The organism is Streptomyces griseiscabiei (assembly GCF_020010925.1).
Taxonomy (GTDB): domain Bacteria; phylum Actinomycetota; class Actinomycetes; order Streptomycetales; family Streptomycetaceae; genus Streptomyces; species Streptomyces griseiscabiei.
This window is the reverse complement of sequence record NZ_JAGJBZ010000002.1, coordinates 88,203-114,184: the sequence shown is the minus strand read 5'-3', so window position 1 is coordinate 114,184 and position 25,982 is coordinate 88,203. Positions and strand designations below refer to the sequence as shown.

The window sequence follows — 25,982 nt, the reverse complement described above, 5'->3', positions numbered from 1 at the left end:
GGACGGCCCCGGAACCTTCACGTTCCGGGGCCGTACGGGGTGTGCGGGGTGTCCGAGGCGTCCGGACGTGTCCGAGGCCTCCCGGACGGGTCAGGCGCTGCGGTCGGTGCGCTCGGCGACGAGGGAGGCGGCCTCCTCGCGCAGGTCGCGGCGGAGCTCCTTGGGCAGGGAGAAGGTGATCGACTCCTCGGCGGCCTTGACCAGCTCGACGTCCTCGAAGCCGCGCCGGGAGAGCCACTCCAGGACCTCTTCGACGAGGACCTCCGGGACGGAGGCGCCCGAGGTGACACCGACGGTCTCCACGCCCTCCAGCCAGGCCTCGTCGATCTCGTCGGCGAAGTCCACGAGGTACGCCTCGCGGGAGCCGGCGAGCTTGGCGACCTCGACGAGGCGGACCGAGTTGGAGGAGTTGCGGGAGCCGACCACGATGACCAGCTCCGCCTCGGCGCCCATCTGCTTCACGGCGAGCTGGCGGTTCTGCGTGGCGTAGCAGATGTCGTCGCTGGGCGGCGAGACGAGCAGCGGGAACTTCTCCTTGAGGGCGCCGACCGTCTCCATGGTCTCGTCGACGGAGAGGGTGGTCTGCGAGAGCCAGACGATCTTGGACGGGTCGCGGACCTCGACCTTGGCGACGTCCCCGGGGCCGTCGACCAGCTGGATGTGGTCCGGTGCCTCGCCCGAGGTGCCGATGACCTCTTCGTGGCCCTCGTGACCGATCAGGAGGATGTCGAAGTCCTCCTTGGCGTACCGGATGGCTTCCTTGTGGACCTTGGTGACCAGCGGGCAGGTGGCGTCGATGGTGGCGAGCCTGCCGCGGGCGGCCTCGTCGTGGACGGTCGGGGCGACGCCGTGGGCCGAGAACATGACGATGTTGCCCTCGGGGACCTCCTCCGTCTGTTCGACGAAGATGGCGCCCTTCTTCTCCAGCGTCTGCACGACGTACTTGTTGTGGACGATCTCGTGACGGACGTAGATCGGGGCCCCGTACTGCTCCAGGGCCTTCTCGACGGCGATCACCGCGCGGTCGACACCCGCGCAGTAGCCGCGCGGGGCGGCGAGGAGGACACGGCGGCGGCCAGGCGAAGCGGTCATGTCTTCCATCGTAGGGGGTTCCCCGGCGGGGGCTTGGCCGACGGGGGCGCGGGAGGGGCGCCCAGTGGCTCGGGGGTACCTGTGCGTCGGCGAGTACGGGTGATTCGTGGTTGCTCGCGCAGTTCCCCGCGCCCCTCAAGGGCCTGCGGCCCTTCCGGGCCGAAAAAGCACGGGGCGCAGCCCCTGCTTTTTCAGGGGCGCGGGGAACTGCGCGAGAAGCCCCACCGGAGCCGCGGACGCCGACGCACCCGAACCCCCGAGCCATGACGCGGCCTTGGCCACCTTGTCCGTACCCCCCGCTACCCTCGGCCGCATGGCACTCAACACGTCCGCCGAGTCCCCCCTCCCCGTCGGCGAGGTCTCGCGGCTCATCGGTGGCTGGATCGACCGGCTCGGCGCGGTGTGGGTCGAGGGGCAGATCACCCAGCTGTCGCGGCGTCCGGGCGCGGGCGTCGTGTTCCTCACGCTGCGGGACCCGTCGCACGACATCTCGGTCGGCGTGACCTGCTACCGCCAGGTGTTCGACTCGGTGGCCGACGTGGTGAGCGAGGGTGCCCGCGTCGTCGTCCTGGCGAAGCCCGAGTGGTACGCGCCGCGTGGACAGCTGTCGCTGCGGGCCACCGAGATAAAGCCGGTCGGGGTCGGTGAACTGCTGGCCCGGCTGGAGCAGTTGAAGAAGTCCCTGGCGAGCGAGGGGCTGTTCGCGCCCGAGCGGAAGAAACCGCTGCCCTTTCTGCCACAGCTGATCGGGCTCGTCTGCGGCCGGGCCTCGGCGGCCGAGCGGGATGTGCTGGAGAACGCCCGGCGCCGCTGGCCGGCCGTCCGCTTCGAGGTACGCAACGTCGCCGTGCAGGGGGTGCACGCGGTGCCGCAGGTCGTCCAGGCGGTGAAGGAGCTGGACGCCCTGGCGGGCGTGGACGTCATCGTCGTGGCGCGCGGCGGCGGCAGCGTGGAGGATCTGCTGCCCTTCTCCGACGAGCAGCTCGTACGGGCGGTCGCGTCCTGTCGTACACCGGTCGTGTCGGCGATCGGGCACGAGCCGGACACCCCGCTGCTGGACTATGTGGCGGACCTGCGCGCCTCCACGCCGACCGACGCGGCCAAGAAGGTCGTACCGGACGTGGGCGAGGAGTACGAGCGGGTGCGGTGGCTGCGGGACCGGGCCCGGCGGTGTGTGGAGGGGTTCGTGGAGCGGGAGGAACGGGGGCTGGCCCATGCGCTGGCGCGGCCCTCGATGGAGGATCCGCATCGCATGATCGACGAGCGGGCCGACCATGTGGCCTCGCTGCTGGACCGGGGCCGCCGCTGTCTCGGGCACCATCTGGACCGTGCCGTCTCGGAGTTGACGCACACGCACGCGCGCGTGGTGGCCCTCTCCCCGGCGGCGACGCTCCGGCGGGGGTACGCGGTGCTGCAGAAGGCCGACGGGCATGTGGTGCGCGCGCCCGGCGAGGTCGGGCCGGAGGAGCCGCTGCGGGCGCGGGTGGCCGAGGGCGAGTTCGCCGTCCGGGTCGACGGGACGGCACCGGGGGCGGACACGGTGGACGGGACAGCGGCAGCCGGTGGGACCGGGGCTGTCGGAGGGGACGCATAAGGTGGGCCGCATGACCAGCAACGTGAGCGAGGCCGACGGGACGACCGGGGCGGCCGGGGCCTCCGAGGCCGACCGCGCCCTCGGGTACGAGCAGGCGCGGGACGAGCTGATCGAGGTCGTCCGGCGGCTGGAGGCGGGCGGTACGACGCTGGAGGAGTCCCTCGCCCTCTGGGAGCGCGGCGAGGAGCTGGCCAAGGTCTGCCGCCGCTGGCTGGACGGGGCACGGGCCCGCCTGGACGCGGCGCTGGCCGAGGACGGGGACGCGGACGGGGACGCGGACGGCGGAGCCGGCTGATCGGCAGCGCGACGGCCCGCCGGACAAGGGCGGGCCAAGGACGGACGGGGCGGACAGGCGGACGGGGCGGACAGGCGGACAAGAAGGCCCCGGCGCGATCGCCGGGGCCCTTCGTGTGTATCGGGGCGGTACGGGGACGGTGTCCCGCCCGCACCGTCACTCCGTTCTGAGCGCCTCGGCCATCTTCGTCAGCTGGGCGAAGGACGCGGAACCGGCGACGACGGTCGTGGAGCCCTCCTTCTCCAGGACGAGGGCGTCGTAGCGCTCGCCCTCGTACCGGTCCCAGGTCTCGTCGCCGATCTCCTGCGTGGTCCCGGTCTTCTTCGCGTCCTGGGTGGCGTCCGCGATGAACCGGGACGGCTTCTCGGCGGACTGCTCGACGCCCACGTACTGACCCTCGGGGTCGTGGAACCCGAGGTGCCAGTGGTCGGACTCGTCGCCCTGGAAGCGGACGGAGGTCGCCTTCCAGGCGCTGGGCAGGCCCTCGGGCGCGGCCACCGCGTAGGAGGCGGCGCGGCGTGCCGTCAGCAGTTCGACGCGGTAGTCGACGCGCTTGAGCTCCTGCTCGGTCTCGTCATGCGGGATGAAGAGATAGATGACCCATGCCGCCAGCACGATGAGTCCCAGGGAGAGGACCATGTCCCGAACGGTCTGCTTGCCTTTCATACCTGCCACGCCCTCATCGTCGCAGGTGCACCGGTCCGCTCATCCGTGGGGTCCCCTGCTCATTTTGTCGGACTGACGATAGAGTCGGGCCGAACCCTCATCCGGCCGTCGTCGTATCAGAAAGGTGCGCTCCGATGACCGAGAATCATCAGCTGCCGTCCGAGCTCGAAGTGCCCTCCGAGGCCCCCGACCGCAACCTCGCCCTGGAGCTCGTCCGGGTGACCGAGGCGGCCGCGATGGCCGCGGGCCGCTGGGTCGGCCGCGGGGACAAGAACGGGGCGGACGGGGCCGCCGTGCGCGCCATGCGGACCCTCGTCTCCACCGTGTCGATGAACGGCGTCGTCGTGATCGGGGAGGGCGAGAAGGACGAGGCCCCGATGCTGTTCAACGGGGAGCGCGTCGGTGACGGCACCGGCCCGGAGTGCGACATCGCCGTGGACCCGATCGACGGGACGACGCTCACGGCCAAGGGCATGACCAACGCGATCGCCGTGCTGGCGGCGGCCGACCGGGGCACGATGTTCGACCCGTCGGCCGTCTTCTACATGGACAAGCTGGTCACCGGGCCGGAGGCGGCCGACTTCGTCGACATCGACGCGCCGGTGTCGGTGAACATCCGCCGGGTCGCCAAGGCGAAGCGGTCCGCGACGGAGGATGTGACCGTGGTCATCCTGGACCGGCCGCGCCACCAGGGGATCATCCAGGAGATCCGGGAGGCCGGCGCGCGGATCAAGCTGATCTCCGACGGCGACGTCGCGGGCTCGATCCTGGCGCTGCGCGAGGGCACGGGTGTCGATCTGCTGCTCGGCGTGGGCGGGACGCCCGAGGGCATCATCTCGGCCTGTGCGGTGAAGTGCCTCGGCGGCACGATCCAGGGCAAGTTGTGGCCGAAGGACGACGCGGAGCGGCAGCGGGCGATCGACGCGGGGCACGACCTCGACCGGGTGCTGACGACGGACGACCTGGTCTCCGGGGAGAACGTGTTCTTCGTGGCGACCGGGATCACGGACGGCGAACTGCTCCGCGGGGTGCGGTACCGGTCGGAGACCGCGAGCACCGACTCGATCGTGATGCGGTCGAAGTCGGGGACGGTGCGGCGGATCGATTCCACGCACCGGCTGAGCAAGCTGCGGGCCTACAGCTCCATCGACTTCGAGAAGCCCAAGTAGGCGACCGGCCCCCGACACTGCCGACAGGGCGCCCTCTTGTGCGGAGAGGGTGCCCTGTCGCTGCTGTGGGTCGGCGTCAACCCGCCGCCGCTATCGTCCCGTTCGCCCTGGCCGCCTTCTTCAGCTCCAGGTCCCGGCGGCGCCTGCGGGCCAGGACGACCCGGCGCTCCGCCGCCGTCAGACCGCCCCAGACTCCGTAGGGCTCGGGTTGCAGGAGTGCGTGTTCCCGGCACTCGACCATGACGGGACAACGGGCGCAGACGCGCTTGGCGGCTTCCTCGCGGGAGAGCCTGGACGCGGTGGGTTCCTTGGAGGGGGCGAAGAACAGCCCGGCCTCGTCACGCCGGCACACGGCCTCCGTGTGCCACGGGGCGTCCTGGTCCCTGTCTCGCACTGGCACCCGCTGCGGCGGAACGGCAGCGACCTGCAGGGACGAATGCGGCGGATGCAGCACGGTCTACTCCTGACGACGGCTTCGCGAGCGAGAGACGATGCAGCAAGGCCTACCCGCTGTGCGCGGGCCTATGCACTGAGTCCCGATCCGCTGGATTTCGCCGTCAACACCGCCTGGTCACAAGCGGATCAGATCCTTTCGGGTGGGGTCCGGGCATGGTCGAATTCACAGGCGTCAACGGTCCTGGCGTTTGCGCAAATAGCCGTACGCCCCGTGGGACATGTGGTCGGCGACCCGGCCGAGGAGGTCGGCGATCGCCTTGCCCCGCCTGGGCCTCGCCTCGATGCTCCCGAGGACGGCGAATCCGTCCACGAAGACCACGGGGGCGTCGGCCTCGCCCGAGTCCAGCGCGTGCACCTCGAAGTTGCCGAGGACACCGGCGCCGCTGCCGCGCAGCGAGACGTTCTCCGGGACGCGGATCTCGACGCTGCCGAAGACGGAGATCGCCTTGATCATCACCTGGCGGTGCTCGAAGAGGGCCTCGCTGAGGTCTATCTCGACGCTGCCGAATATCGCGTACGCGTGGATACGGCGGCCGGGCCGCCAGCGGCCCTTGCGCGCCGCGGCGCTGAAGACGGCCATCAGCCGGTCGTCGGGGTCGACGGGGATGGCGCCCGGGGTGGGGCGGCTGGGCGCGGAGGAGACGGGCGGGTACGCCGCCGACGCGTACGGCGCCGCGGGGGCGTGGGCGGCGGGCAGGTCCTGGATGAACACGTCCAGCTCGCCGACCGTCCTCGCGGCCAGCACGCCCTCGACCCGCTCGGCGTGCTCGTCGGCGGTGAGGCGTCCCTCGGCGAGGGCGTCGCGCAGGATGTCGGCGATGCGGTCACGGTCGGCGTCCGAGGCGCGCAGCTCGGCGACGGAGGCACGCGGTTCGGGCTGCTTCTGAAGGTCCACGGCAGCAGCGTACCGAAACACGATAGATCGCGATAGCCCTCTCCGGGTTCGAACTGAGCCTTACCTCACAAGCCCGCCGCCCGGAGCAGGTTCTACGCTGGTGGACGCTGCCGATGGAGGCCAGCTGTGCGGTCTGTCTAGTGAGGAATGGGCACCGATGCCTGAGTTCGAGTACACCGATCTGCTCCCCATGGGAGAGGACACCACCCCGTACCGGCTGGTGACCTCCGAGGGTGTCTCCACCTTCGAGGCCGACGGGCGGACGTTCCTCAAGGTGGAGCCGGAGGCGCTGCGCAAGCTGGCCGCCGAGGCGATCCACGACATCCAGCACTATCTGCGCCCCGCGCACCTCGCGCAGCTCCGCCGGATCATCGACGACCCCGAGGCGTCGTCCAACGACAAGTTCGTCGCGCTCGACCTGCTGAAGAACGCGAACATCGCGGCCGCCGGCGTGCTGCCCATGTGCCAGGACACCGGCACGGCGATCGTCATGGGCAAGCGCGGGCAGAACGTCCTCACCGAGGGCGGCGACGAGAAGGCCCTGTCGAAGGGCATCTACGACGCGTACACCAAGCTGAACCTGCGCTACTCGCAGATGGCTCCGCTCACCATGTGGGAGGAGAAGAACACCGGGTCGAACCTGCCGGCCCAGATCGAGCTGTACGCGACCGACGGCGGCGCCTACAAGTTCCTGTTCATGGCCAAGGGCGGCGGGTCCGCCAACAAGTCGTTCCTGTACCAGGAGACGAAGGCCGTGCTGAACGAGGCCTCCATGATGAAGTTCCTGGAGGCCAAGATCCGTTCGCTGGGGACGGCCGCCTGTCCCCCGTACCACCTGGCGATCGTGGTCGGCGGTACGAGTGCCGAGTACGCGCTGAAGACCGCGAAGTACGCCTCCGCGCACTACCTGGACGAGGTCCCGGCCGAGGGGTCGCCGCTCGGGCACGGCTTCCGGGACAAGGACCTGGAGGAGAAGGTCTTCGAGCTGACGCAGAAGATCGGGATCGGGGCGCAGTTCGGCGGCAAGTACTTCTGCCACGACGTGCGTGTGATCCGGCTGCCGCGGCACGGCGCCTCCTGCCCCGTCGCGATCGCCGTGTCCTGCTCGGCCGACCGGCAGGCCGTCGCGAAGATCACGGCGGAGGGCGTCTTCCTGGAGCAGCTGGAGACCGACCCGGCGCGGTTCCTGCCGGAGACGACCGACGAGCACCTCGACGAGTCCTCCGACGTGGTCCGGATCGATCTCAACCAGCCGATGGACGACATCCTCGCCGAGCTGACCAAGTACCCCGTGAAGACGCGGCTCTCGCTCTCCGGGCCGCTGGTCGTGGCCCGTGACATCGCGCACGCCAAGATCAAGGAGCGGCTGGACGCGGGCGAGGAGATGCCGCAGTACCTGAAGGACCACCCGGTGTACTACGCGGGCCCGGCCAAGACCCCCGAGGGCTACGCGTCCGGTTCCTTCGGCCCGACCACGGCGGGCCGGATGGACTCCTATGTCGAGCAGTTCCAGGCGGCGGGCGGGTCCAAGGTGATGCTGGCCAAGGGCAACCGCTCGCAGCAGGTCACGGACGCGTGCGGCGCGCACGGCGGCTTCTACCTCGGCTCGATCGGCGGTCCCGCGGCCCGCCTCGCCCAGGACTGCATCAAGAAGGTCGAGGTCGTCGAGTACGAGGAGCTCGGCATGGAGGCGGTCTGGAAGATCGAGGTGGAGGACTTCCCGGCGTTCGTCGTCGTCGACGACAAGGGCAACGACTTCTTCAAGGACCCGGCACCGGCGCCGACGTTCACGTCGATTCCGGTGCGGGGGCCTGGACTGGCGTAGGAGCGGCCGGCCGGTGGGGATTCGGCTACGCCAGCTTCTTGACCTGGGCGGTCACGACCTCCGTCGGGAAGTCGAAGTCCTTGCCCGTGGCGGCCGAGGCGATGTTGAGGGCGGTGAAGTAGCCGAGGGTGGTGCCCTGGCGGAAGACGACGACCTTCATGGGGATCTTCGTGCCGCCGCCCTCGCTCAGGAAGTCGAGGGCGATCGCCTCGTCGGCGCCCTCGGGCGCGGTGGCCGTGGCGACCTTGGTGACCTCCTGGGCGGTGCCGTCGACGGTGACCTCGAAGCCGTCAGCGCAGTCCTCGGCCGAGGTGGCGAGGGACTTCATCACGGACTGGGCCGCGTCGCCGTCGTAGGAGGTCAGGCGGAGCAGGGTCCGGGTGTTGTCGAGGGCCTCGGTGCCGCCCTTCTTCGCCGCCCGGGCGGGGTCGATCTCGGCGGCCGTCTCGCGCTGGACCATCGCGGCCGGCTCGTCCACCACCGAGCCGACCATGGCGTACGCGACGGGCGCGCACGCGTCGCTGCCGGCCTTCACGTCCTTCTGGTCCACGGTGCCGGTGGGCTCGGTGACCTTGTGGCCCTCGACGTCCCCGTCCTTCAGGACGGCCTTCTCCAGTTCCGCCGCGGTGAGGGCGGACGCCTTTCCGCCCGAGGCGCCCTCTTCCCCGCCCTCGCCCGAGTCCGAGCACGCGGCCAGCAGGGTGAGGGACAGGACGGCGGCACCGGCCGCGCAGGACCGGCGTACGACTGCTCTGGTCAAGTCAGGTTCTCTCTTCGGCACTTCGCGGGACACGGACGGCTCACCGGCCGCTTCATTCGACACTGCGTTCGATGAGCGACTCGTCGGGGTGACGCTACTGCACGGGGACGGTCGGCCGGGAACATCGCGGCCGGCCGGGGCGCTGTACCGGTCATGAGTGACTACCGCGTCGAACACGACTCCATGGGCGAGGTCCGCGTACCGGCGGACGCCAAGTGGCGGGCCCAGACCCAGCGGGCCGTCGAGAACTTCCCGGTGTCCGGGCAGCACATCGAGCGGGCCCACATCGAGGCCCTGGCCCGGATCAAGGGCGCCGCCGCGAAGGTCAACGCCGAACTGGGCGTGCTCGACAAGGACATCGCCGAGGCGATCCAGGAGGCGGCCGAGGAGGTCGCGGCGGGGCGCTGGGACGCGCACTTCCCGGTGGACGTGTTCCAGACCGGTTCCGGGACCTCGTCGAACATGAACACCAACGAGGTGCTCGCCACCCTCGCGAGCGAGCGCCTCGGACGCGAGGTGCATCCGAACGACCATGTGAACGCGTCCCAGTCGTCCAACGACGTCTTCCCGTCCTCGATCCACATCGCGGCCACCGCCGCCGTCACCCGTGACCTGATCCCGGCCCTGCGACACCTGGCCGACGCGCTCTCCCGCAAGTCCGACGAGTTCGCGGACGTCGTGAAGTCCGGCCGTACGCATCTCATGGACGCCACACCGGTCACTCTCGGCCAGGAGTTCGGCGGGTACGCGGCCCAGGTGCGGTACGGCGTCGAGCGGCTTCAGGCCTCGCTGCCCCGGCTCGCCGAACTCCCCCTGGGCGGCACGGCCGTGGGCACCGGCATCAACACACCGCCCGGGTTCTCCGCCGCCGTCATCGCGGAGGTCGCGCGGACCACCGGGCTGCCGCTGACCGAGGCGCGGGACCACTTCGAGGCGCAGGGCGCGCGGGACGGGATCGTGGAGACGTCCGGGCAGCTGCGGACGGTCGCCGTGTCCCTCACCAAGATCGCCAACGATCTGCGGTGGATGGCGTCCGGGCCGCGGACGGGGCTGGCCGAGATCTCGCTTCCCGACCTCCAGCCCGGTTCCTCGATCATGCCCGGCAAGGTCAACCCGGTGATCCCGGAGGCCGTGCTGATGGTCGCCGCGCAGGTCACGGGCAACGACGTCACGGTCACCACGGCGGGCGCCGCCGGCAACTTCGAACTGAACGTGATGCTGCCCGTCATCGCCAAGAACGTCCTGGAGTCCGTCCGGCTGCTCGCCAACGTCTCCAGGCTGCTCGCCGACCGGACCGTGGACGGCATCGTCGCGAACCGCGAGCGGGCCCGTGAGTACGCCGAGTCGTCCCCGTCCGTGGTCACCCCGCTCAACAAGTACATCGGCTACGAGGAGGCCGCGAAGGTCGCCAAGAAGGCGCTGGCCGAGCGGAGCACCATCCGGGAGGTCGTCCTCGCGGGCGGGTACGTGGAGCGCGGCGATCTCACCCTGGAGCAACTGGACGAGGCGCTCGATGTCCTGCGGATGACACGGCCGTGACGCGCCCGTGAGCGGGCGGCGAGTTCCGGCCGTCCCCGGTGTCACCCGGGTAACCGATTTCCCGCCAAGGCGTGAACCGTGACCGGTACCGCAGCGTCATATGCGCATGACACCTAATATCTGCGCATGGGAGACGACGGAGTGGTGAGACGAGCGGAAGCGGGCGGGTCGGCGGCGTTCTGGGAGCCGGGGAGTCAGATCCTGTGGCGCTACCGGGAGAACGGCGGCGAACGCTTCCATATCGCGCGCCCCGTCACGGTCGTACGCGACGACCAGGACCTGCTGGCCGTCTGGCTGGCGCCCGGCACCGAGTGCGTACGGCCCGTGCTGGCGGACGGCAGCTCGCTCAACTCCGAGCCGCTGGACTCCCGGTACAAGAAGCCGCGCGGGATGCGGCTCGGCCGGTGGTCCGGCACCGGGGTGCTGAAACTGGCGCGGCCGGGCGAGCCGTGGTCGGTGTGGCTGTTCTGGGAGCAGGGTTGGCGTTTCAAGAACTGGTACGTCAACCTGGAGACTCCGCTGGCCCGTTGGGACGGCGGAGTGGACTCCGAGGACCACTTCCTGGACATCTGCGTGTACCCGGACCGGTCGTGGAACTGGCTCGACGAGGACGAGTTCGCGCAGGCCCAGCAGGACGGTCTGATGGACGCGCCGGCGGCCGAGCGGGTGCGCGAGGCGGGCCGGTCCGCGGTGGAGGTGATCCGCGCGTGGGGCCCGCCGTTCTCGGACGGCTGGCAGCACTGGCGCCCGAATCCCGCATGGGGAGTACCGTCTCTCCCGGACGACTGGGACCGTACGCCCGCGCACTTGTCCTCATGAGACCCTTGATACGCCCCCGGTCCGCAACCGTAGGATCGTCCTCCGCAATAGTTCACAGGGGCAACTCCCGCAGTTCGGGCAGGGCTTGACCGTACGTCACCGAGGGGCGGCAAGACGTGATCAAGGGGTACGAGGGTTACACCGGGACGGACCGGAGACGGCCCGACGGACGGGCAGTACTGTCGTTCGGCGAGCCCGCCGGTACCGTGTGTGGCACAGGAACTGCCTCTGACCACGCGGGAATTCCGTTCCCAGGACACGTAATCCGGGTATCGGCCTTTCTGCGGGACGAAGTATCGGGTTTGCGGGACGCACTGCGCACACGACGCGCAGTCCCGGACGGATGGATTCGACACGCGTGACGGAGCACCCCACCTCCCACGAGCGCCCTCAGAGCGGCGCCGGCCCCACGGACCCCCGTGGGGCGCTCCTGCGTACCCAGGAGCCGATGCGAGCCGCGCCCGCCGCGGCCTTACCGGCTCAGGCGCGCATGGGTGACGCCCCGGCCGAGCCGGGCACCGCGGCCTCGTGCGCGAAGAGCGGACAGACCGGACAGGCACCCTCGGAGCACGCCCAGCCGGCGGTCTCCGAGCACTCCCAGCCCGCGGCCACCGAGCCCGACCCGCACCGCCCGCGGCCCGCGCCGGAGACCATCCCGGCACAGCCCGGCGGTGACCCGGACCGCTCCGGCGGCACCGGGAGCGGTCTGGAGCGGCGCGGCGGGCAGGGTGTGGCGCCGGGCGCCCCCATGCCCATGCGGCGGGACGGCGACCGGCTGCGCTTCGTGGGCGCCGCGACCCGGCGGATCGCCCGCGGCATCGACCTGGACGAGATCGTCATGGGTCTGTGCCGGGCCACCGTGCCGACGTTCTCGGACGCGATCCTCGTGTATCTGCGCGAGCCGCTGCCGGTCGGCGACGAGCGGCCCACCGGGCCCATGGTGCTGCGGCTGCGCCGCACCGACCGGATCCCCGAGGAGCGGGACACCGAGGGCGGCTTCATGCCCTCCTCGCTCCAGCCCGAGCAGCCCGTCGATCTGGCGGTCGTCACGGCCGAGCAGTGCGAGGTCCGGCCCGGCGGCGCGCTCGCCGAGGTGCTGCGGGGCGTCCGGCCGGTCTTCGCCGACGCGCCCGCCGCGCACGACGCGCTGCCGGAACTGCTCGGACCGGACGCCGAATTGACCGTGCCGACCGGCCAGCGGGCGATCCTCGCCCCGCTGCGCGGCCGGCGCCGGGTGATCGGCGCGGCGGTCTTCCTGCGCCGCCCGGAGCGGATGGCGTTCGAGCAGGACGACCTGCTGGTCGCCGCCCAGCTCGCCACGCACAGCGCGCTCGGCATCGACAAGGCGGTGCTGTACGGCCGTGAGGCGTACATCGCCGACGAACTGCAGCGCACGATGCTGCCGGAGGCGCTCCCGAAGTGCACCGGCGTACGGCTCGCGCACCGGTATCTGCCGGCCGCCGAGACCGCGCGGGTCGGCGGTGACTGGTACGACGCGATTCCCCTGCCGGGGAGCCGGGTCGCCCTGGTCGTGGGCGATGTGATGGGTCATTCGATGACCTCGGCCGCGATCATGGGGCAGCTGCGGACCACCGCGCAGACCCTCGCGGGGCTGGACCTGCCGCCGCAGGAGGTGCTGCACCACCTCGACGAGCAGGCGCAGCGGCTCGGTACGGATCGCATGGCGACCTGTCTGTACGCGGTGTACGACCCGGTCTCGCACCGGATCACCATCGCCAACGCCGGGCATCCGCCGCCGGTGCTGCTGCATCTCGGCGGTCGCGCCGAGGTGCTGCGGGTGCCGCCGGGCGCGCCGATCGGTGTGGGCGGGGTGGACTTCGAGGCGGTCGAGCTGGACGCGCCCGCCGGGGGCACGCTGCTGCTCTACACGGACGGGCTGGTGGAGTCCCGGCTGCGGGACGTGTGGACCGGGATAGAGCAGTTGCGGGAGAAGCTGGCCGCGACCGCCCAGCTGACCGGGCCGGATCATCCGCCGCCGCTGGAGGCGCTGTGCGACGAGGTGCTCGACATGCTTGGTCCGGGGGACCGTGACGACGACATCGCGCTTCTTGCCGCGCGGTTCGATGGGATCGCTCCCAGCGACGTCGCGTACTGGTTCCTGGAACCGGAGGAGATGGCTCCGGGGCGGGCGCGCCGACTGGCCCGGCATGCCCTGTCCCGCTGGGGCCTGGAGGAGCTGACCGACTCCGTCGAGCTGCTCATCAGCGAGGTCGTCACCAACGCGGTGCGGTACGCGACCCGGCCGGTGACCCTGCGGCTGCTGCGGACCGATGTGCTGCGGTGCGAGGTCACCGACGACGTGCCGCAGCTGCCGCGGCTTCGGCAGGCCCGTGCGACGGACGAGGGGGGCCGTGGGCTCTATCTCGTCAATCGGCTGGCGAAGCGGTGGGGGGCCACTCGGTTGAGTGCGGGGAAGGTTGTCTGGTTCGAGTTGAATCAGGCGTGAGCGCTCCGCTGGGGTGAGCCGCCGACAGCTCGGGCGCAACTGTGCTCTGCGGGCTGCGGGTTCGTCGTGGCTGGTCGCGCAGTTCCCCGCGCCCCTTGAGGGGGCCTGCGGCCGCCCTCAAGCGCGCGAAAGGGCGCCCGGTGGATTTACCACCGGGCGCCCTTCGGCTTGTCGCCTGTGCTAATCGTCCGCCTGGGGATCGTTCGGGTTCGTCGGGAACTCGATGCCGCCGTCGTCGCCCGACGGGGTTTCCTCGGGGGTCGTCTCCGGCGTCGTCTCCGGGGTGGTCTCCGGCGTCGTCTCCGGGGTGGTCTCCGGGGTCGTCGGGGCCTCGGTGGTCGGTTCCTCCGAGGTGGGTGTCTCCGACGGGGTCGCGGACGGGGACAGGGTCGGCGTCGGGGACTTCGTGGGCGCGACGGCGGCGCCCTGCTTGGTGTCCAGTTCGAACTTGGTGGCCTTGCCCATCACACCGAAGGTGTAGGTGGCCCAGATCTGGGCGGGGAAGCCACCGCCGTTGACCCGGGGGACGCCGACCGCTCCGTACATCGGGACGTGCTTGCCGTTCTTGCTCATGTCCTCGCCGAAGAGACCGACGGAGGTCACGAGGTTCGGGGTGTAGCCGGTGAACCAGGCGGAGCGGTTCTTGTCGGAGGTACCCGTCTTGCCGGCGACCTGCTGCCCGTCGCGGGAGGGGTTGTCGCGGACCGACGTCTTCGCCGTACCGTCGTCGACCACGCCGGTGAGGACCGAGGTGACCGTGTCGGCGGCCTCCTTGCTGATGACCTGCTCGCCGATCGGGTCGGCGAACTTGACCGCGCCGTCCCGGCGTGAGGCCGAGGCGACGATGGTCGGGGTGACCTTCCTGCCGTGGTTGTCGAGGGTGGCGTAGATGCCGGCCATCTCCAGCGGGCTGGCGCCCATGGAGCCCAGGGTCTGGGCGGGCACCGCCTCCATGCCCTCGGTGTCCATACCGAGCTTCCCGGCGACCTCCATGACCTTCTCCATGCCCACGTCGACGCCCATCTGCGCGAAGACGGAGTTGATGGACTTGTTCATGGCGCCCTGCACGGTGACGTCGCCGTAGTCGACGTTGTCCTCGTTGGGCGGGGCGAAGCCGACCGCGGTGCCGTCGTCCGTGACCTTGTGCCGGCTGTCACCGTCGTAGACGGTGTCGGCGGTGATCGGGTCGCCGTCCTGGGTCTCGGCGTTCCCGTCGACGGCCGCGGCGAGGATGACCGGCTTGAAGGTCGAGGCGGGTTGGTAGTCCCGGCGGGTGGCGTTGTTCGTGAAGTGCTTCACGTAGTCGACGCCGCCGTACATGGCGACGACCTTGCCCGTCTTCGGGTCGACGGAGACGGCACCGGCCTGGATGTACTTGTCGACCTTGCGCTTCTTCGGCTCCAGCTTGCTGGTGAGGCGTTCCTTGACGGCCTTCTCCAGTGCGGCCTGCTTCTTCGGGTTGATGTTGAGCGTGATGTTCCAGCCGCCCGCGTCGATCTTCGTCTTGGCGTCCTCGATGTCGTCGACCGCGTCGTTGGCCACGAGTTGCCTGGCCAGCTGATCCTTGGCGGCCACGACCAGATAGCCGTTCTGGCCCTCCAGATCGGGGGCGGCCTGGGGCTCCTTCGGCTTGGGGAGCTTCATGCCGGCCCGCTCCGAGGCCTTCAGCTCGCCCATCTCGACCATGTTGTCCAGCACATAGTTCCAGCGGTTCGTGACCAGCTTCTTGCCGGTCTCGGTGGCGGTCGACAGGTCGTACTGGCTGGGGGCCTGGAGCAGCGCGGCGAGATAGGCGCCCTGCTCGACCTTGAGGTCCTTGGCGTCGACGCCGTAGTACGCCTGGGCGGCGGCCTGGATGCCCCAGGCGCCGCGGCCGTAGTAACTGGTGTTGATGTAGCCGGCGAGGATGTAGTCCTTGGACTCCTCGCGCTCCAGCTTCAGGGAGATGACCAGCTCGTTGAGCTTGCGGGTCACCGTCTGGTCGGACGTCAGGTAGTAGTTCTTGACGTACTGCTGGGTGATGGTCGAGCCGCCCTGCTTGCCCTTGCCGGAGAGGGTGTTGATCACGCCGCGCGTCATGCCCTTGAAGTCGACGCCGGGGTCGCTGAAGAAGGTCTTGTTCTCGGCGGCGACGAAGGTCATCTGGACGTCTTTGGGGACCTTGTCGAGGTCGACGATCTCCCGGTTGGTGTCGCCGGTGCGGGCGAAGATCTTGCCGTTGGAGTACCGGTAGACGTTGCTCTCCTGGAGCGCCTGGGGGTTCCCCTTGGGTATGTCGATCATCAGATAGAGCACGATGAAGGCACCCATGCCGAGCAGGCAGGCGCCGAAGAACGCGCCGAGGATCTTCTTCCAGGTGAAGAGACGGCGCAGGAAGCTCTGCTGCTGCTTCTTCTTGCCGCCGCCCTTGGCCGCGGCCCTGGCCGCGGCCCGGCCGCCGCCCTCGGGCGGGGCTATGACCGCCGTCGCCCCCGCATCGCCTCCGGACGAGCGCTGGGGCGCCGCGCGGCGACCGCCGCGCTGCCGCGCTCGTCTTTCTTCCGCTCGTCCCATGGCTCCGGTCCGCTCCGCATTCTGCTCGGTCTCATACGTCACTCGGGTCTTGTCAGCTCAGCAAGCTAACACCGAGGACTATGACAAGAGGGAGTCGGTCCGCTCCGTGATGGCGTGACAATGCGCACGCGAGGCGCGTGCCCATAGACCTCATCCCACCGGAACGGACGTTCCAGCAGGGCGGATGGTTGCCCCACCCGTCCCATGAGTTGGGGCCCGGTCACCGTCGGCTTCGGTGACAGAACCGTGACAATCAGCTCTGACCTGCGCCCCCTCACCGTCCGACCGGGACCTATACACGGCAGGTATACGTGGTGTGTATACCTCGTGTGTACAGTCGTGCTCATGTCCATCGGTCACACCCTCCTGGGACTCCTGGAGTCCGGGCCCCGACACGGTTACGACCTGAAGCGGGCCTTCGACGAGAAGTTCGGTCACGACCGGCCGCTGCACTACGGCCAGGTCTACTCGACGATGTCGCGGCTGCTGAAGAACGGCCTCGTCGAGGTCGACGGCATCGAGCCCGGCGGCGGCCCCGAGCGCAAGCGGTACGCGATCACCGAGGCGGGCATCACGGACGTCCAGCGGTGGCTCGCGACGCCCGAGAAGCCCGAGCCGTATCTGCAGTCGACCCTCTACACGAAGGTCGTCCTCGCCCTGCTCACGGACCGGAACGCGGCCGACATCCTCGACACCCAGCGCTCGGAACACCTGCGCATGATGCGCATCCTCACCGACCGCAAACGCAAGGGCGACCTGGCCGATCAGCTGATCTGCGACCACGCCCTGTTCCATCTGGAGGCCGATCTGCGATGGCTGGAGCTGACCGCCGCCCGACTGGGCAAGCTGGCCGAGGCGGTGACCCGGTGACCACGCCGCCCCCCGCCGGTTCCCTGCTCGTCGCGACCGATCTGCGCAAGGCGTACGGTCCGACCACCGCGCTGGACGGCGCGGAGTTCTCCATCCACCCCGGCGAGGTCGTCGCGGTGATGGGCCCCTCCGGCTCCGGCAAGTCGACACTGCTGCACTGCCTCGCCGGGATCGTGCCGCCCGACTCGGGCTCGATCACGTACAACGGCCGGGAGATGGCCACCATGAACGACGCCCAGCGCAGCGCGCTGCGGCGCAGCGAGTTCGGGTTCGTCTTCCAGTTCGGCCAGCTGGTGCCGGAGCTGACCTGTGTGGAGAACGTGGCGCTGCCGCTGCGGCTGAACGGCGGCTCCCGCAAGGAGGCCGAGAAGACCGCGCTCGGCTGGATGCAGCGGCTGGAGGTCGACGACCTCGCGCGCAAGCGTCCCGGTGAGGTCTCCGGCGGTCAGGGCCAGCGGGTCGCCGTGGCCCGTGCCCTGGTCACCAGCCCCCGGGTGCTCTTCGCGGACGAGCCCACCGGAGCGCTCGACTCGCTCAACGGCGAGCGCGTGATGGAACTGCTCACCGAGGCCGCCCGCTCCACCAACGCCGCCGTCGTCCTCGTCACGCACGAGGCGCGGGTCGCCGCGTACTCGGACCGCGAGATCGTCGTACGGGACGGGAAGTCGCGGGACATGGAGCGCATCGTATGAGCTCGGCCACGGTCCGCCAGTGGTACCGGGACCTGGCGATGGGGGTGCGGTTCACCTTCACCGGGGGCCGTGAGGGCTGGGTGCGCGCCGTGCTCACCGCGGTCGGGGTCGGCCTCGGGGTGGCGCTGCTGCTGCTCACCGCGGCCGTACCGAGCGCGCTCACGACCCGCGACGCCCGGGAGAAGGCCCGGGAGGACCAGGGAATCGGCTATCTCCAGGACAACTCCACGTCCAAGCCGACCGACAAGAGCCTGATCGTCGCCGACACCGACACCGAGTACCGGTATCAGGAGATACGGGGACGGCTCCTCGAACCCGAGGGCGCGGACGCGCCGCTGCCGCCGGGCGTCGGGAAGTTCCCCGCGCCGGGCGACATGGTCGTCTCCCCCGCCCTCGCCGACCTGCTGAAGTCGGACGCCGGGAAGATGCTGCGCGACCGGCTGCCGTACGAAACGGTGGGCAGCATCGGCGAGGAGGGACTGATCGGCCCCGGTGAACTCACCTACTACGCGGGCGCCGAGGGACTGGCCGCACGGCTCGACGACTCGGTGGTGTACCGGATCGACCAGTTCGGGTGGTCCACCGCCGACCAGCCCGAGGAGGAGATGGACCCGGTCCTGGTACTGCTCACGCTGGTCGTGTTCGTGGTGCTGCTGATGCCGGTGGCCGTCTTCATCGCGACGGCCGTACGGTTCGGCGGCGAGCGGCGGGACCGCAGGCTGGCGGCGCTGCGGCTGGTCGGTTCCGACGGGCGGATGACGCGCCGGATCGCGGCGGGCGAGGCCCTCGCGGGCGCCGTGCTGGGGCTGGTCTTCGGCACCGGGTTCTTCCTGCTGGGCAGGGAGATCGCCGGTTCGGTCGAGGTGCTCGATGTCAGTGTCTTCCCCAGCTACCTGAACCCCTCCGTCGGCCTCGCCCTGCTGGTGGCGCTCGCGGTGCCGGCCGCCGCCGTCCTCGTCACCCTGTTCGCGCTGCGCGGCGTCGTGATCGAACCGCTCGGTGTGGTCCGTACGGCCAAGCCCGCGCACCGCAGGCTCTGGTGGCGGCTGCTGCTGCCGCTCGGCGGTCTCGCCCTGCTCTACCCGATGGTCGGCCAGGGGTCGGAGAACGGGAACTTCAACGAGTACATGGTGACCGGCGGTGTCGTGCTGCTGCTCTTCGGCATCACCGCGCTGCTGCCCTGGGTGGTCGAGGCGTTCGTCGCCCGGCTGGGCTCCGGCGCCCTGTCCTGGCAACTGGCCGTCCGCAGACTCCAGCTGAGCAGCGGCTCGGCGGCGCGCATGGTCAACGGCATCGCGGTGGCGGTGGCCGGCGCGATCGCCCTGCAGATGCTGTTCGCCGGGGTCGAGGGCAGGTTCACGAGTTCGACCGGGAAGGACACGGCCCGGGCCCAGATGGAGCTGGTCCTGCCGCGCGATCTCCCGGTGAGCGTCGCGGGCAAGGAGCTGGGGCGGGCCGAGGGCGCCGCGGCCACGGCCGCGCTGTCCACCGTCGACGTCTCGGCCCGTGCCAAGGACCCCGAGGGGCTGTACGGGCTGACCGTCGGCGACTGCGCGGCGCTGCGCGAACTGGCCGACATCCCCTCCTGCCAGGACGGCGACGTCTTCGTCGTGGGCGCCGCGGCGGACCCCGGCCTGGCGCGGCTCGGCACCGCCGGGAACACGTTGTACTTCGACCCGTCCTACGACGGGAACGGGTCGGGGCCGGAGATCGCCTGGAAGCTGCCGGCCGAGGTGAAGAAGGTGTCCGGGCGCGCCGATTCGCTGCGGCCCGGGACGGACGGGCTGATGGTCACCCCGGGTGCCCTGCCCGCGAAGACGGAGCCGCTGCTCCACAGCACCGTCTACGTACGGACCGACCCCACCGTGCCGAACGCCCTCGACGAGGTGCGCAACGCGGCCGTGGCGATCGATCCGCTCATCCGGACCTGGGAGTGGGAGTCGACCACGCGGGCCGACGAGTTCGCGGACATCCGCACCGGTCTGCTGGTCGGCGCGTCCGCCGTGCTGGTCCTCATCGGCGCGAGCCTCCTCGTCTCCCAGCTCGAACAGTTGCGCGAACGCCGGAAGCTGCTGTCGGCTCTGGTCGCCTTCGGCACACGGCGGCGCACGCTCGGCCTGTCCGTGCTGTGGCAGACCGCCGTCCCGATCACGCTGGGCCTGGCCCTCGCGTCGGCGGTCGGTCTGACCCTCGGCGCGGTCCTGCTGAAGATGACGAACAGGCCGGTGGGCGTGGACTGGCCGAGCGTGCTGTCGATGACCGGCATCGGCGCGGGCGTCGTCCTCCTGGTGACGGCGCTGAGCATGCCGCCCCTGATGCGGTTGATGCGGCCGGAGGGGCTGCGTACGGAGTAGGCCGGTGCGGCGGCGCGGGGCGTGGGCCGGTGCCACGGGGTTCCCGCGGCACCAGCCACACTGGTGCCCGTCGGTCCCCGTCAGCCGCCCGCCCCCGGATATGAGGACGCCATGTCGCTCGATGCCTTGAGGTCCGTGATTCCGGACTACGCGAAGGACCTCCGCCGCAACCTGGACGCCGTCCTCGGCGACTCCTCGCTGTCGGAACAGCAGCTGTGGGGGACGGTGCTGGTGACGGCGATCGCCTCCCGCTCGGCGATCGTGTTGCGGACGCTGGGGCCGGAGGCCGGGGCGCGGCTGTCGGCGGAGGCGTACACGGCGGCGAAGTCCGCGGCGGCGACGATGGCGCTGAGCAACGTCTTCTTCCGTACACGGCATCTGCTGTCCGACCACGAGTACGGCGGGCTGCGGACGGGACTGCGGATGAACGTCATCGGTGATCCCGGGGTGGACAGGGTCGACCACGAGATGTGGGCGTTCGCCGTGTCCGCGATCAATGGGTGCGGGGAGTGTCTGGATTCGCACGAGCGGGCGCTGCGGGCGGCCGGGGTGAGCCGGGAGAGTGTGCAGGAGGTGTTCCGGGTCGCTTCGGTGGTGGGGGCGGTGGGGGTCACGTTGGAGGCGGAGGCGGTTCTCTCCGAGTAGGGCGTGTGGGGGCGCGTTTTCGGGTGCGGGTCCGGTGGGGCTTCTCGCGCAGTTCCCGGCGCCCCTGGACGGCGGGGGCCGCGCCCGCCGCCGTCCAGGGGCGCCGGAAAACCGGTCGCCGGTCTCCTCCCGTCCCGGGGAGGATCCCCTCATGGCCTCCCGTCCCTCGCGTTCCCCTCTGCCCTCCCCCACCTTCGAAGCGCTCGTCGCCGAAGGGGATGCCGTGTCGACCGACGGCTGGGACTTCTCGTGGTTCGAAGGACGGGCCACGGAGGCGCGCCCTTCGTGGGGGTACGCGCGCGGCATGGCGGAGCGGCTGGGGCGGGCCTCGGTGGCGCTGGACATCCAGACCGGGGGCGGGGAAGTGCTCGCCTCCGCGCCCGGCCTCCCGGCGGTGACCGTCGCCACCGAGGGCTGGCCGCCGAACATCGCCAGGGCCACCGCGCTGCTGCGGCCGCGGGGCGCGCTGGTGGTGGCCAGTCCCGAGGACGCGCCGCTGCCGTTCGGGGACGCCGTGTTCGACCTGGTCACCAGCAGGCATCCGGTGCGGGCCCACTGGTCGGAGATCGCCCGGGTGCTCACGCCCGGTGGCACGTACTTCGCGCAGCATGTGGGCCCGAACAGTGTCTTCGAGCTGGTCGAGCACTTCACCGGACCGCTGCCGGAGGAGTCCCGCAGCGCACGCCACCCGGACCGTGAGCGTGCCGACGCCGAGGCCGCCGGGCTGGAGGTCGTGGATCTGCGGGCCGAGCGCCTGCGCATGGAGTTCTACGACATCGCCGCCGTCGTGCACTTCCTCAGGAAGGTCGTCTGGATGGTGCCCGGGTTCGCCGTCGAGGGGTATCTGCCGCAGCTCCGGTCGCTGCACGAGCGGATCGAGAGCGAGGGCCCGTTCGTCGCGCACAGCACACGGCAGCTCTTCGAGGTCCGGAGGCCGGGCGGGCGCTGAGACCGGGGTGGGCGTCTTTGTCGGTGTCCACATCGTTATCGCCTCCGGCTTGGCTTCTCCGGGTCTACTCGCGTAGGTTCAGACCAAGGTAATTCGCGTGAGCAAAGCTGCGCGGGGCGGCGTCGCGCAGTGGAGGGGGCTGCGCGAAGCCGCGTGCCACCTCGGGGGCGTCAAGCACGCGTTCCGGCCGCGCATCACCCACACGGGGGCGTCGGGCCGTATCTCCTCGGAAGTCGCACAAGAATGCGCAAACCCCACATTCCACGCCGGATTCCTTCATTCCTCCTTGGAATTCGCCGGGATTCAGCCATGATCACCCCTCGATCACACCCTGAATGAACGGTTCCGCACTCACCGCCACGCTGTCGTCCGGCTCCGGAGAGTAGTTGTAGGGCGCCGATGCACGCAGCATCACTCACGAAGGGTTATGGTGGAAACCCCCCCTCGGGCCGGTCCGTCTCCCCCCACGGACCGGCCCGTTTTTTCTGCCCGGAAGTCGGCCCGGAAGTCGGCCCTCCGTGCGTCGGGGGTCACCCCCCGTCCGTCGGAAGTCCGCCCCGCGCCCGCCGGAAGCCCGGTCCTCCAGGGGGCCTCTCCCCCGGCCCCGGGGCCGCCCCAACCCCGCACACCCCTTGGCGGAGTTGGCCTCCAGCCCCGGTAGGCTCTGCCAACCAAGGGGACTGCCACCGCATCGGAGGGGCTGGAACACGTGAACCTGCGCGACACACTGCGCGGCCTGCTGGTCAGGGTCTACGCACGCAGGGTCGAGGGCCATCTCGACCACGCCCAGGTGCCCAAGCACATCGGCGTCATCGTGGACGGCAGTCGGCGCTGGGCGAAGGCGGCGGGCTCCACCACCATGGAGGGTCACCAGGCCGGCGCCCAGAAGATCGAGGAGTTCCTCGGCTGGTGCACCGAGACGGACGTGAAGGTCGTCACGCTCTGGCTGCTCTCCACGGACAACTTCAACCGGCCCAAGGAAGAGCTCGTCCCGCTGCTGGGCATCATCGAGGACACCGTCCGCTCCCTGGCCGCCGACGGCCGCTGGCGGGTGCACCACGTGGGGGCGATGGACCTGCTGTCCCCCGGGATGCAGAGCGCCCTCAAGGAGGCCGAGGAGTCCACCGCGGACGTCGACGGGATACTGGTCAACGTCGCCATCGGGTACGGCGGACGCCAGGAGATCGCCGACGCGGTCCGCTCCATGCTCCTGGAGGCGCAGGAGAAGGGCACCGCGATGGAGGAGCTCGCCGAGTCCGTCGACATCGACATGATCGGCCGGCATCTCTACACCGTCGACCAGCCCGACCCGGATCTGGTGATCCGCACGAGTGGCGAGCAGCGGCTGTCCGGATTCATGCTCTGGCAGACCGCCCACTCCGAGTACTACTTCTGCGACGTCTTCTGGCCGGCCTTCCGGAAGGTCGACTTCCTGCGCGCGATGCGTGACTACGCGGTGCGACACCGTCGTTACGGAGGCTGAAACTCCGTATTTCGGGTGAGGTGTGCACCACCCCCATCGGGACAGAAGTAACGAGGAGTTCACCGGGACGCCGTCGTACCGCTTGGCATGGCGGCGCATGTTCGAGGGCATAAGCCAGTCAGGTCGACACCCGAACCACGGGTGTCGGATCTCAGCGGGCGGCTCGGGGCCGTCCGCCCGGGAGGCCCTTTGCACCAGCCCGATCGTGCGGTCACAGCACGGACGAAGCAGCGGAGGGCCGGTCACCGGCCCGTGCAACGGCGCCGTCGACCGGCCCAGTTCCATCCCGTCGCTCCCCGACCTCATCCGAGGGGGTACGTCCTTCCGTGGTGACCAGCACAAAGCGCCGTATGCCAGACCGGCGCACCTACGTCCTCGACACCAGCGTCCTGCTGGCCGACCCGAACGCCCTGAACCGCTTCGACGAGCACGAAGTCGTGCTGCCGATCGTCGTGGTGACGGAGCTGGAGGCGAAGAGGCACCATCCCGAGCTCGGCTACTTCGCCCGGCAGGCCCTGCGTCTGCTCGACGAGTTCCGGGTCCGGCACGGCCGCCTCGACGCCCCCATCCCGATCGGGGAACTCGGCGGCACAGTGAGGGTCGAGCTCAATCACTCGGATCCCAGCGTGCTGCCGAGCGGCTACCGCCTGGGGGACAACGACTCCCGCATCCTGGCGGTCGCCCGCAATCTGCAGGCCGAGGGATTCGACGTCACCGTGGTGTCGAAGGATCTCCCGCTCAGGATCAAGGCGTCCTCCGTGGGCCTCCTCGCCGAGGAGTACCGCGCGGAGCTGGCCATCACGGACGCCTCCGGGTGGACCGGGATGTCCGAGCTGACCCTGCCCGGCGAGCAGGTCGACATTCTGTTCGAGGAGGGGTCGATCTACGTCCCCGAGGCGAGCACCCTGCCCGTGCACACCGGTCTGACGATCCAGTCGGAGCGCGGCAAGGCCCTCGGCCGGGTGACGCCCGACGGCAACATCCGCCTCGTGCGGGGCGACCGGGAGGCCTTCGGCATCAAGGGCCGCAGCGCGGAGCAGCGCATCGCGCTGGATCTGCTGCTCGACCCGGACGTCGGCATCCTGTCGATGGGCGGCCGGGCCGGCACCGGCAAGTCGGCGCTCGCGCTCTGCGCGGGTCTGGAGGCCGTGCTGGAGCGGCGCCAGCACCAGAAGGTGATGGTCTTCCGTCCGCTGTACGCGGTCGGCGGGCAGGAGCTGGGCTATCTGCCGGGCTCCGAGTCCGAGAAGATGAGCCCCTGGGCGCAGGCCGTCTTCGACACGCTCTCCGCGGTCACCAGCCGTGAGGTCATCGAGGAGGTCACCGCCCGCGGGATGCTTGAGGTCCTGCCGCTCACCCACATCCGCGGACGCTCGCTCCATGACGCGTTCGTGATCGTGGACGAGGCGCAGTCGCTGGAGCGGAACGTCCTGCTGACCGTGCTCTCCCGCATCGGCGCCAACTCCCGGGTGGTCCTCACCCATGACGTGGCCCAGCGCGACAACCTGCGCGTCGGCCGCTACGACGGTGTCGTCGCCGTCGTGGAGAAGCTGAAGGGTCATCCGCTCTTCGCCCACGTCACGTTGACGAGGTCCGAACGGTCCCAGATCGCGGCCCTTGTGACCGAAATGCTGGAGGACGGGCAGATTTAGCCCACCTGACACCACTCCGGGACCACTGAGTGGTCCCAACCCCTGGGCGTCGCCCGGCAAAAGGCTCAGCAGCCTAGCCGGGCGGCGCCTCGGCGTGTGCGGCTTTCCTTCAATCTCTCGCGTCAAACGAGGTGTGAGCTTTCACACTCACCACTGAATTGCCTCGCGGTGTCGGGTTACGGCAGAGTCTCATTTCTGTCAGGCCCCGCATACGACACACCTGTACCCCCAGCGGTACGGAACCACAGCGACACCAGGTCAACTCCATAGCGTCGTCGTATGCCGCCCGAGCACCACGCGGCGCTCCCCGCAGGGGAGTTGCCCACCGGGCCCGCGCCTCCGTGACCCCGCAGTTGGGAGGCCAGCGTCAGGGGCACGATTGCGTCCGCCAGGGTCACCGAGGCGGGCGATGCTGGAAGGAACCCGTGTGAGCCGGATTTCGGTCCGGGGATTCGCAGTGGCCTCGGCCACTGCGGTCACCGCAGTCGGCAGTGTCGTCGGAGTTGCCTCGGGCAGCACCGCGCAGACCACTGACGACGCCGAGGCGGTCGCGAACGACACCACGTTGCTCGCCGACATACCCGTGGGCCAGCAGGCCCAGGTGCAGACCGCGTCCCTGACTGCTCAGGCCGACGCCCAGGCCATCGCCGCCGACGCGAGCGCCCGCAAGGACGCCGAGGAGACCGCCCGTAAGAAGGCGGCCCAGGACGCGATCGACAAGCAGAAGGCCGCGGAGAAGGCTGAGCAGGAGCGCAAGGCGAAGGAAGCGGCGGCGGCGGAAGCCGAGGCCAAGTCCGAAGCCGCCGGCTCACTCGGTGACATCCCCACCCAGAGTTCGTACACCGTCGCCGAGATCCAGGCGATGGCGAAGGCGGTCGTGGCCAGCGACCAGTGGACGTGCTTCAGCAACATCGTGAACCACGAGTCCACCTGGAACTACAAGGCCGTGAACCCCTCCTCGGGCGCCTACGGTCTCTTCCAGGCGCTGCCCGGCTCCAAGATGTCGTCCGCCGGTTCCGACTGGCAGACCAACCCGGCCACGCAGATCAAGTGGGGCCTCAACTACATGGAATCGCGCTACGGCAGCCCGTGCGAGGCCTGGACCTTCTGGCAGGCCAACAACTGGTACTAGGCCGGTTCCCCGCCGGGTGCCCCGCCGCGCTCGGCCGCTCAACCTTCCGAAGCCCTCCACCGTCCTTTGGTGGGG

21 protein-coding genes are annotated in these 25,982 nt (G+C 70.3%); 15 read left to right on the top strand and 6 right to left on the bottom strand.

Features of this window, described 5'->3' with window-relative positions; genetic code table 11:
• Nucleotides 1-90 precede the first annotated feature (90 nt).
• The gene (locus J8M51_RS18110) at nt 91-1,101 is read right to left on the bottom strand and encodes a 4-hydroxy-3-methylbut-2-enyl diphosphate reductase (RefSeq protein WP_086764410.1); all 1,011 of its coding nucleotides are present in this window, start codon (nt 1,099-1,101) and stop codon (nt 91-93) included.
• A gap of 304 nt (nt 1,102-1,405) precedes the next feature.
• Between J8M51_RS18110 and xseA the strand changes: the two genes are divergently transcribed.
• Both xseA and J8M51_RS18100 read left to right on the top strand, forming a co-directional pair.
• A complete protein-coding gene (gene xseA, locus J8M51_RS18105) occupies nt 1,406-2,686 on the top strand; it encodes an exodeoxyribonuclease VII large subunit (RefSeq protein WP_086758782.1) in 1,281 nt (426 codons plus the stop codon).
• A 10-nt stretch (nt 2,687-2,696) separates the two neighbouring features.
• Nucleotides 2,697-2,981, top strand: coding sequence for an exodeoxyribonuclease VII small subunit (locus J8M51_RS18100; protein ID WP_086758784.1), 285 nt, complete (start codon nt 2,697-2,699; stop codon nt 2,979-2,981).
• A gap of 156 nt (nt 2,982-3,137) precedes the next feature.
• Here J8M51_RS18100 and J8M51_RS18095 read toward each other — a convergent pair whose 3' ends face one another.
• The gene (locus J8M51_RS18095; protein ID WP_086758785.1) at nt 3,138-3,647 is read right to left on the bottom strand and encodes a DUF4245 domain-containing protein; all 510 of its coding nucleotides are present in this window, start codon (nt 3,645-3,647) and stop codon (nt 3,138-3,140) included.
• A gap of 134 nt (nt 3,648-3,781) precedes the next feature.
• Here J8M51_RS18095 and glpX point away from each other — a divergent pair, with 134 nt between their 5' ends.
• Complete coding sequence (gene glpX, locus J8M51_RS18090) at nt 3,782-4,816, top strand: class II fructose-bisphosphatase (protein WP_086758787.1); 1,035 nt, start codon at nt 3,782-3,784, stop codon at nt 4,814-4,816.
• A 76-nt stretch (nt 4,817-4,892) separates the two neighbouring features.
• On the opposite strand, the gene J8M51_RS18085 is transcribed toward glpX, so the two are convergent.
• Together J8M51_RS18085 and J8M51_RS18080 are read right to left on the bottom strand one after the other, a co-directional pair.
• Complete coding sequence (locus tag J8M51_RS18085) at nt 4,893-5,270, bottom strand: WhiB family transcriptional regulator (protein ID WP_086758788.1); 378 nt, start codon at nt 5,268-5,270, stop codon at nt 4,893-4,895.
• Nucleotides 5,271-5,444: 174 nt separating this feature from the next.
• On the bottom strand, nt 5,445-6,167 hold the full coding sequence (locus J8M51_RS18080; RefSeq protein ID WP_086758790.1) for a DUF1707 SHOCT-like domain-containing protein: 723 nt from the start codon (nt 6,165-6,167) through the stop codon (nt 5,445-5,447).
• Nucleotides 6,168-6,324: 157 nt separating this feature from the next.
• On the opposite strand from J8M51_RS18080, the gene J8M51_RS18075 reads away from it, so the two are divergent.
• Complete coding sequence (locus tag J8M51_RS18075) at nt 6,325-7,992, top strand: fumarate hydratase (protein WP_086758792.1); 1,668 nt, start codon at nt 6,325-6,327, stop codon at nt 7,990-7,992.
• Between the two features lie 25 nt (nt 7,993-8,017).
• Here the strand turns inward: J8M51_RS18075 and J8M51_RS18070 are convergent, their stop codons facing one another.
• Entirely contained in the window at nt 8,018-8,752 is a 735-nt protein-coding gene (locus J8M51_RS18070) for a hypothetical protein (protein ID WP_086758794.1), read from the bottom strand.
• Between the two features lie 153 nt (nt 8,753-8,905).
• Between J8M51_RS18070 and J8M51_RS18065 the strand changes: the two genes are divergently transcribed.
• The 3 genes from J8M51_RS18065 to J8M51_RS18055 all read left to right on the top strand — a co-directional run bounded on the left by J8M51_RS18065 (nt 8,906) and on the right by J8M51_RS18055 (nt 13,577).
• Nucleotides 8,906-10,291 (top strand): class II fumarate hydratase, encoded by a 1,386-nt coding sequence (locus J8M51_RS18065; protein ID WP_086758796.1) that lies wholly within the window; start codon nt 8,906-8,908, stop codon nt 10,289-10,291.
• Nucleotides 10,292-10,417: 126 nt separating this feature from the next.
• Nucleotides 10,418-11,110 carry a cytidylyl-2-hydroxypropylphosphonate hydrolase gene (fomD, locus tag J8M51_RS18060; RefSeq protein ID WP_086758798.1) on the top strand — a complete coding sequence of 231 codons (693 nt, stop codon included), beginning with the start codon at nt 10,418-10,420 and terminating at the stop codon, nt 11,108-11,110.
• Between the two features lie 343 nt (nt 11,111-11,453).
• Nucleotides 11,454-13,577, top strand: coding sequence for a SpoIIE family protein phosphatase (locus J8M51_RS18055; protein WP_179203243.1), 2,124 nt, complete (start codon nt 11,454-11,456; stop codon nt 13,575-13,577).
• Nucleotides 13,578-13,757: 180 nt separating this feature from the next.
• Here the strand turns inward: J8M51_RS18055 and J8M51_RS18050 are convergent, their stop codons facing one another.
• Nucleotides 13,758-16,130: a transglycosylase domain-containing protein gene (locus J8M51_RS18050; protein ID WP_179203244.1), complete on the bottom strand. Its 2,373-nt coding sequence runs from the start codon at nt 16,128-16,130 to the stop codon at nt 13,758-13,760.
• A 345-nt stretch (nt 16,131-16,475) separates the two neighbouring features.
• Between J8M51_RS18050 and J8M51_RS18045 the strand changes: the two genes are divergently transcribed.
• From J8M51_RS18045 to J8M51_RS18010, 8 genes are all read left to right on the top strand, one after another.
• Entirely contained in the window at nt 16,476-17,000 is a 525-nt protein-coding gene (locus tag J8M51_RS18045; protein WP_033531809.1) for a PadR family transcriptional regulator, read from the top strand.
• Nucleotides 16,997-17,692, top strand: coding sequence for an ABC transporter ATP-binding protein (locus J8M51_RS18040; RefSeq protein WP_086758804.1), 696 nt, complete (start codon nt 16,997-16,999; stop codon nt 17,690-17,692). The genes J8M51_RS18045 and J8M51_RS18040 overlap by 4 nt, the downstream gene beginning before the upstream one ends.
• Nucleotides 17,689-20,046, top strand: coding sequence for an ABC transporter permease (locus J8M51_RS18035; protein WP_086758806.1), 2,358 nt, complete (start codon nt 17,689-17,691; stop codon nt 20,044-20,046). The genes J8M51_RS18040 and J8M51_RS18035 overlap by 4 nt, the downstream gene beginning before the upstream one ends.
• 111 nt (nt 20,047-20,157) lie before the next feature.
• A complete protein-coding gene (locus J8M51_RS18030) occupies nt 20,158-20,691 on the top strand; it encodes a carboxymuconolactone decarboxylase family protein (RefSeq protein ID WP_086758808.1) in 534 nt (177 codons plus the stop codon).
• A 151-nt stretch (nt 20,692-20,842) separates the two neighbouring features.
• A complete protein-coding gene (locus J8M51_RS18025; protein ID WP_086758810.1) occupies nt 20,843-21,640 on the top strand; it encodes a class I SAM-dependent methyltransferase in 798 nt (265 codons plus the stop codon).
• Nucleotides 21,641-22,349: 709 nt separating this feature from the next.
• A complete protein-coding gene (locus J8M51_RS18020) occupies nt 22,350-23,123 on the top strand; it encodes an isoprenyl transferase (protein ID WP_086762525.1) in 774 nt (257 codons plus the stop codon).
• A 326-nt stretch (nt 23,124-23,449) separates the two neighbouring features.
• A complete protein-coding gene (locus tag J8M51_RS18015; protein WP_086762527.1) occupies nt 23,450-24,775 on the top strand; it encodes a PhoH family protein in 1,326 nt (441 codons plus the stop codon).
• Between the two features lie 409 nt (nt 24,776-25,184).
• On the top strand, nt 25,185-25,907 hold the full coding sequence (locus tag J8M51_RS18010; RefSeq protein ID WP_179203440.1) for an aggregation-promoting factor C-terminal-like domain-containing protein: 723 nt from the start codon (nt 25,185-25,187) through the stop codon (nt 25,905-25,907).
• Nucleotides 25,908-25,982: the final 75 nt, after the last annotated feature.

What these genes read in the sequence shown, in the direction of transcription:
- J8M51_RS18075 (WP_086758792.1), top strand. Translation starts at nt 6,325, where the DNA reads ATGCCTGAGTTCGAGTACACCGATCTGCTCCCCATGGGAGAGGACACC.
- J8M51_RS18035 (WP_086758806.1), top strand. Translation starts at nt 17,689, where the DNA reads ATGAGCTCGGCCACGGTCCGCCAGTGGTACCGGGACCTGGCGATGGGG.
- J8M51_RS18010 (WP_179203440.1), top strand. Translation starts at nt 25,185, where the DNA reads ATGCTGGAAGGAACCCGTGTGAGCCGGATTTCGGTCCGGGGATTCGCA.
- J8M51_RS18065 (WP_086758796.1), top strand. Translation starts at nt 8,906, where the DNA reads ATGAGTGACTACCGCGTCGAACACGACTCCATGGGCGAGGTCCGCGTA.
- J8M51_RS18055 (WP_179203243.1), top strand. Translation starts at nt 11,454, where the DNA reads ATGGATTCGACACGCGTGACGGAGCACCCCACCTCCCACGAGCGCCCT.
- J8M51_RS18050 (WP_179203244.1), bottom strand. Translation starts at nt 16,130, where the DNA reads ATGGGACGAGCGGAAGAAAGACGAGCGCGGCAGCGCGGCGGTCGCCGC.
- J8M51_RS18025 (WP_086758810.1), top strand. Translation starts at nt 20,843, where the DNA reads ATGGCCTCCCGTCCCTCGCGTTCCCCTCTGCCCTCCCCCACCTTCGAA.
- xseA (WP_086758782.1), top strand. Translation starts at nt 1,406, where the DNA reads ATGGCACTCAACACGTCCGCCGAGTCCCCCCTCCCCGTCGGCGAGGTC.
- J8M51_RS18030 (WP_086758808.1), top strand. Translation starts at nt 20,158, where the DNA reads ATGTCGCTCGATGCCTTGAGGTCCGTGATTCCGGACTACGCGAAGGAC.
- fomD (WP_086758798.1), top strand. Translation starts at nt 10,418, where the DNA reads ATGGGAGACGACGGAGTGGTGAGACGAGCGGAAGCGGGCGGGTCGGCG.
- J8M51_RS18045 (WP_033531809.1), top strand. Translation starts at nt 16,476, where the DNA reads ATGTCCATCGGTCACACCCTCCTGGGACTCCTGGAGTCCGGGCCCCGA.
- J8M51_RS18110 (WP_086764410.1), bottom strand. Translation starts at nt 1,101, where the DNA reads ATGGAAGACATGACCGCTTCGCCTGGCCGCCGCCGTGTCCTCCTCGCC.
- J8M51_RS18100 (WP_086758784.1), top strand. Translation starts at nt 2,697, where the DNA reads ATGACCAGCAACGTGAGCGAGGCCGACGGGACGACCGGGGCGGCCGGG.
- glpX (WP_086758787.1), top strand. Translation starts at nt 3,782, where the DNA reads ATGACCGAGAATCATCAGCTGCCGTCCGAGCTCGAAGTGCCCTCCGAG.
- J8M51_RS18095 (WP_086758785.1), bottom strand. Translation starts at nt 3,647, where the DNA reads ATGAAAGGCAAGCAGACCGTTCGGGACATGGTCCTCTCCCTGGGACTC.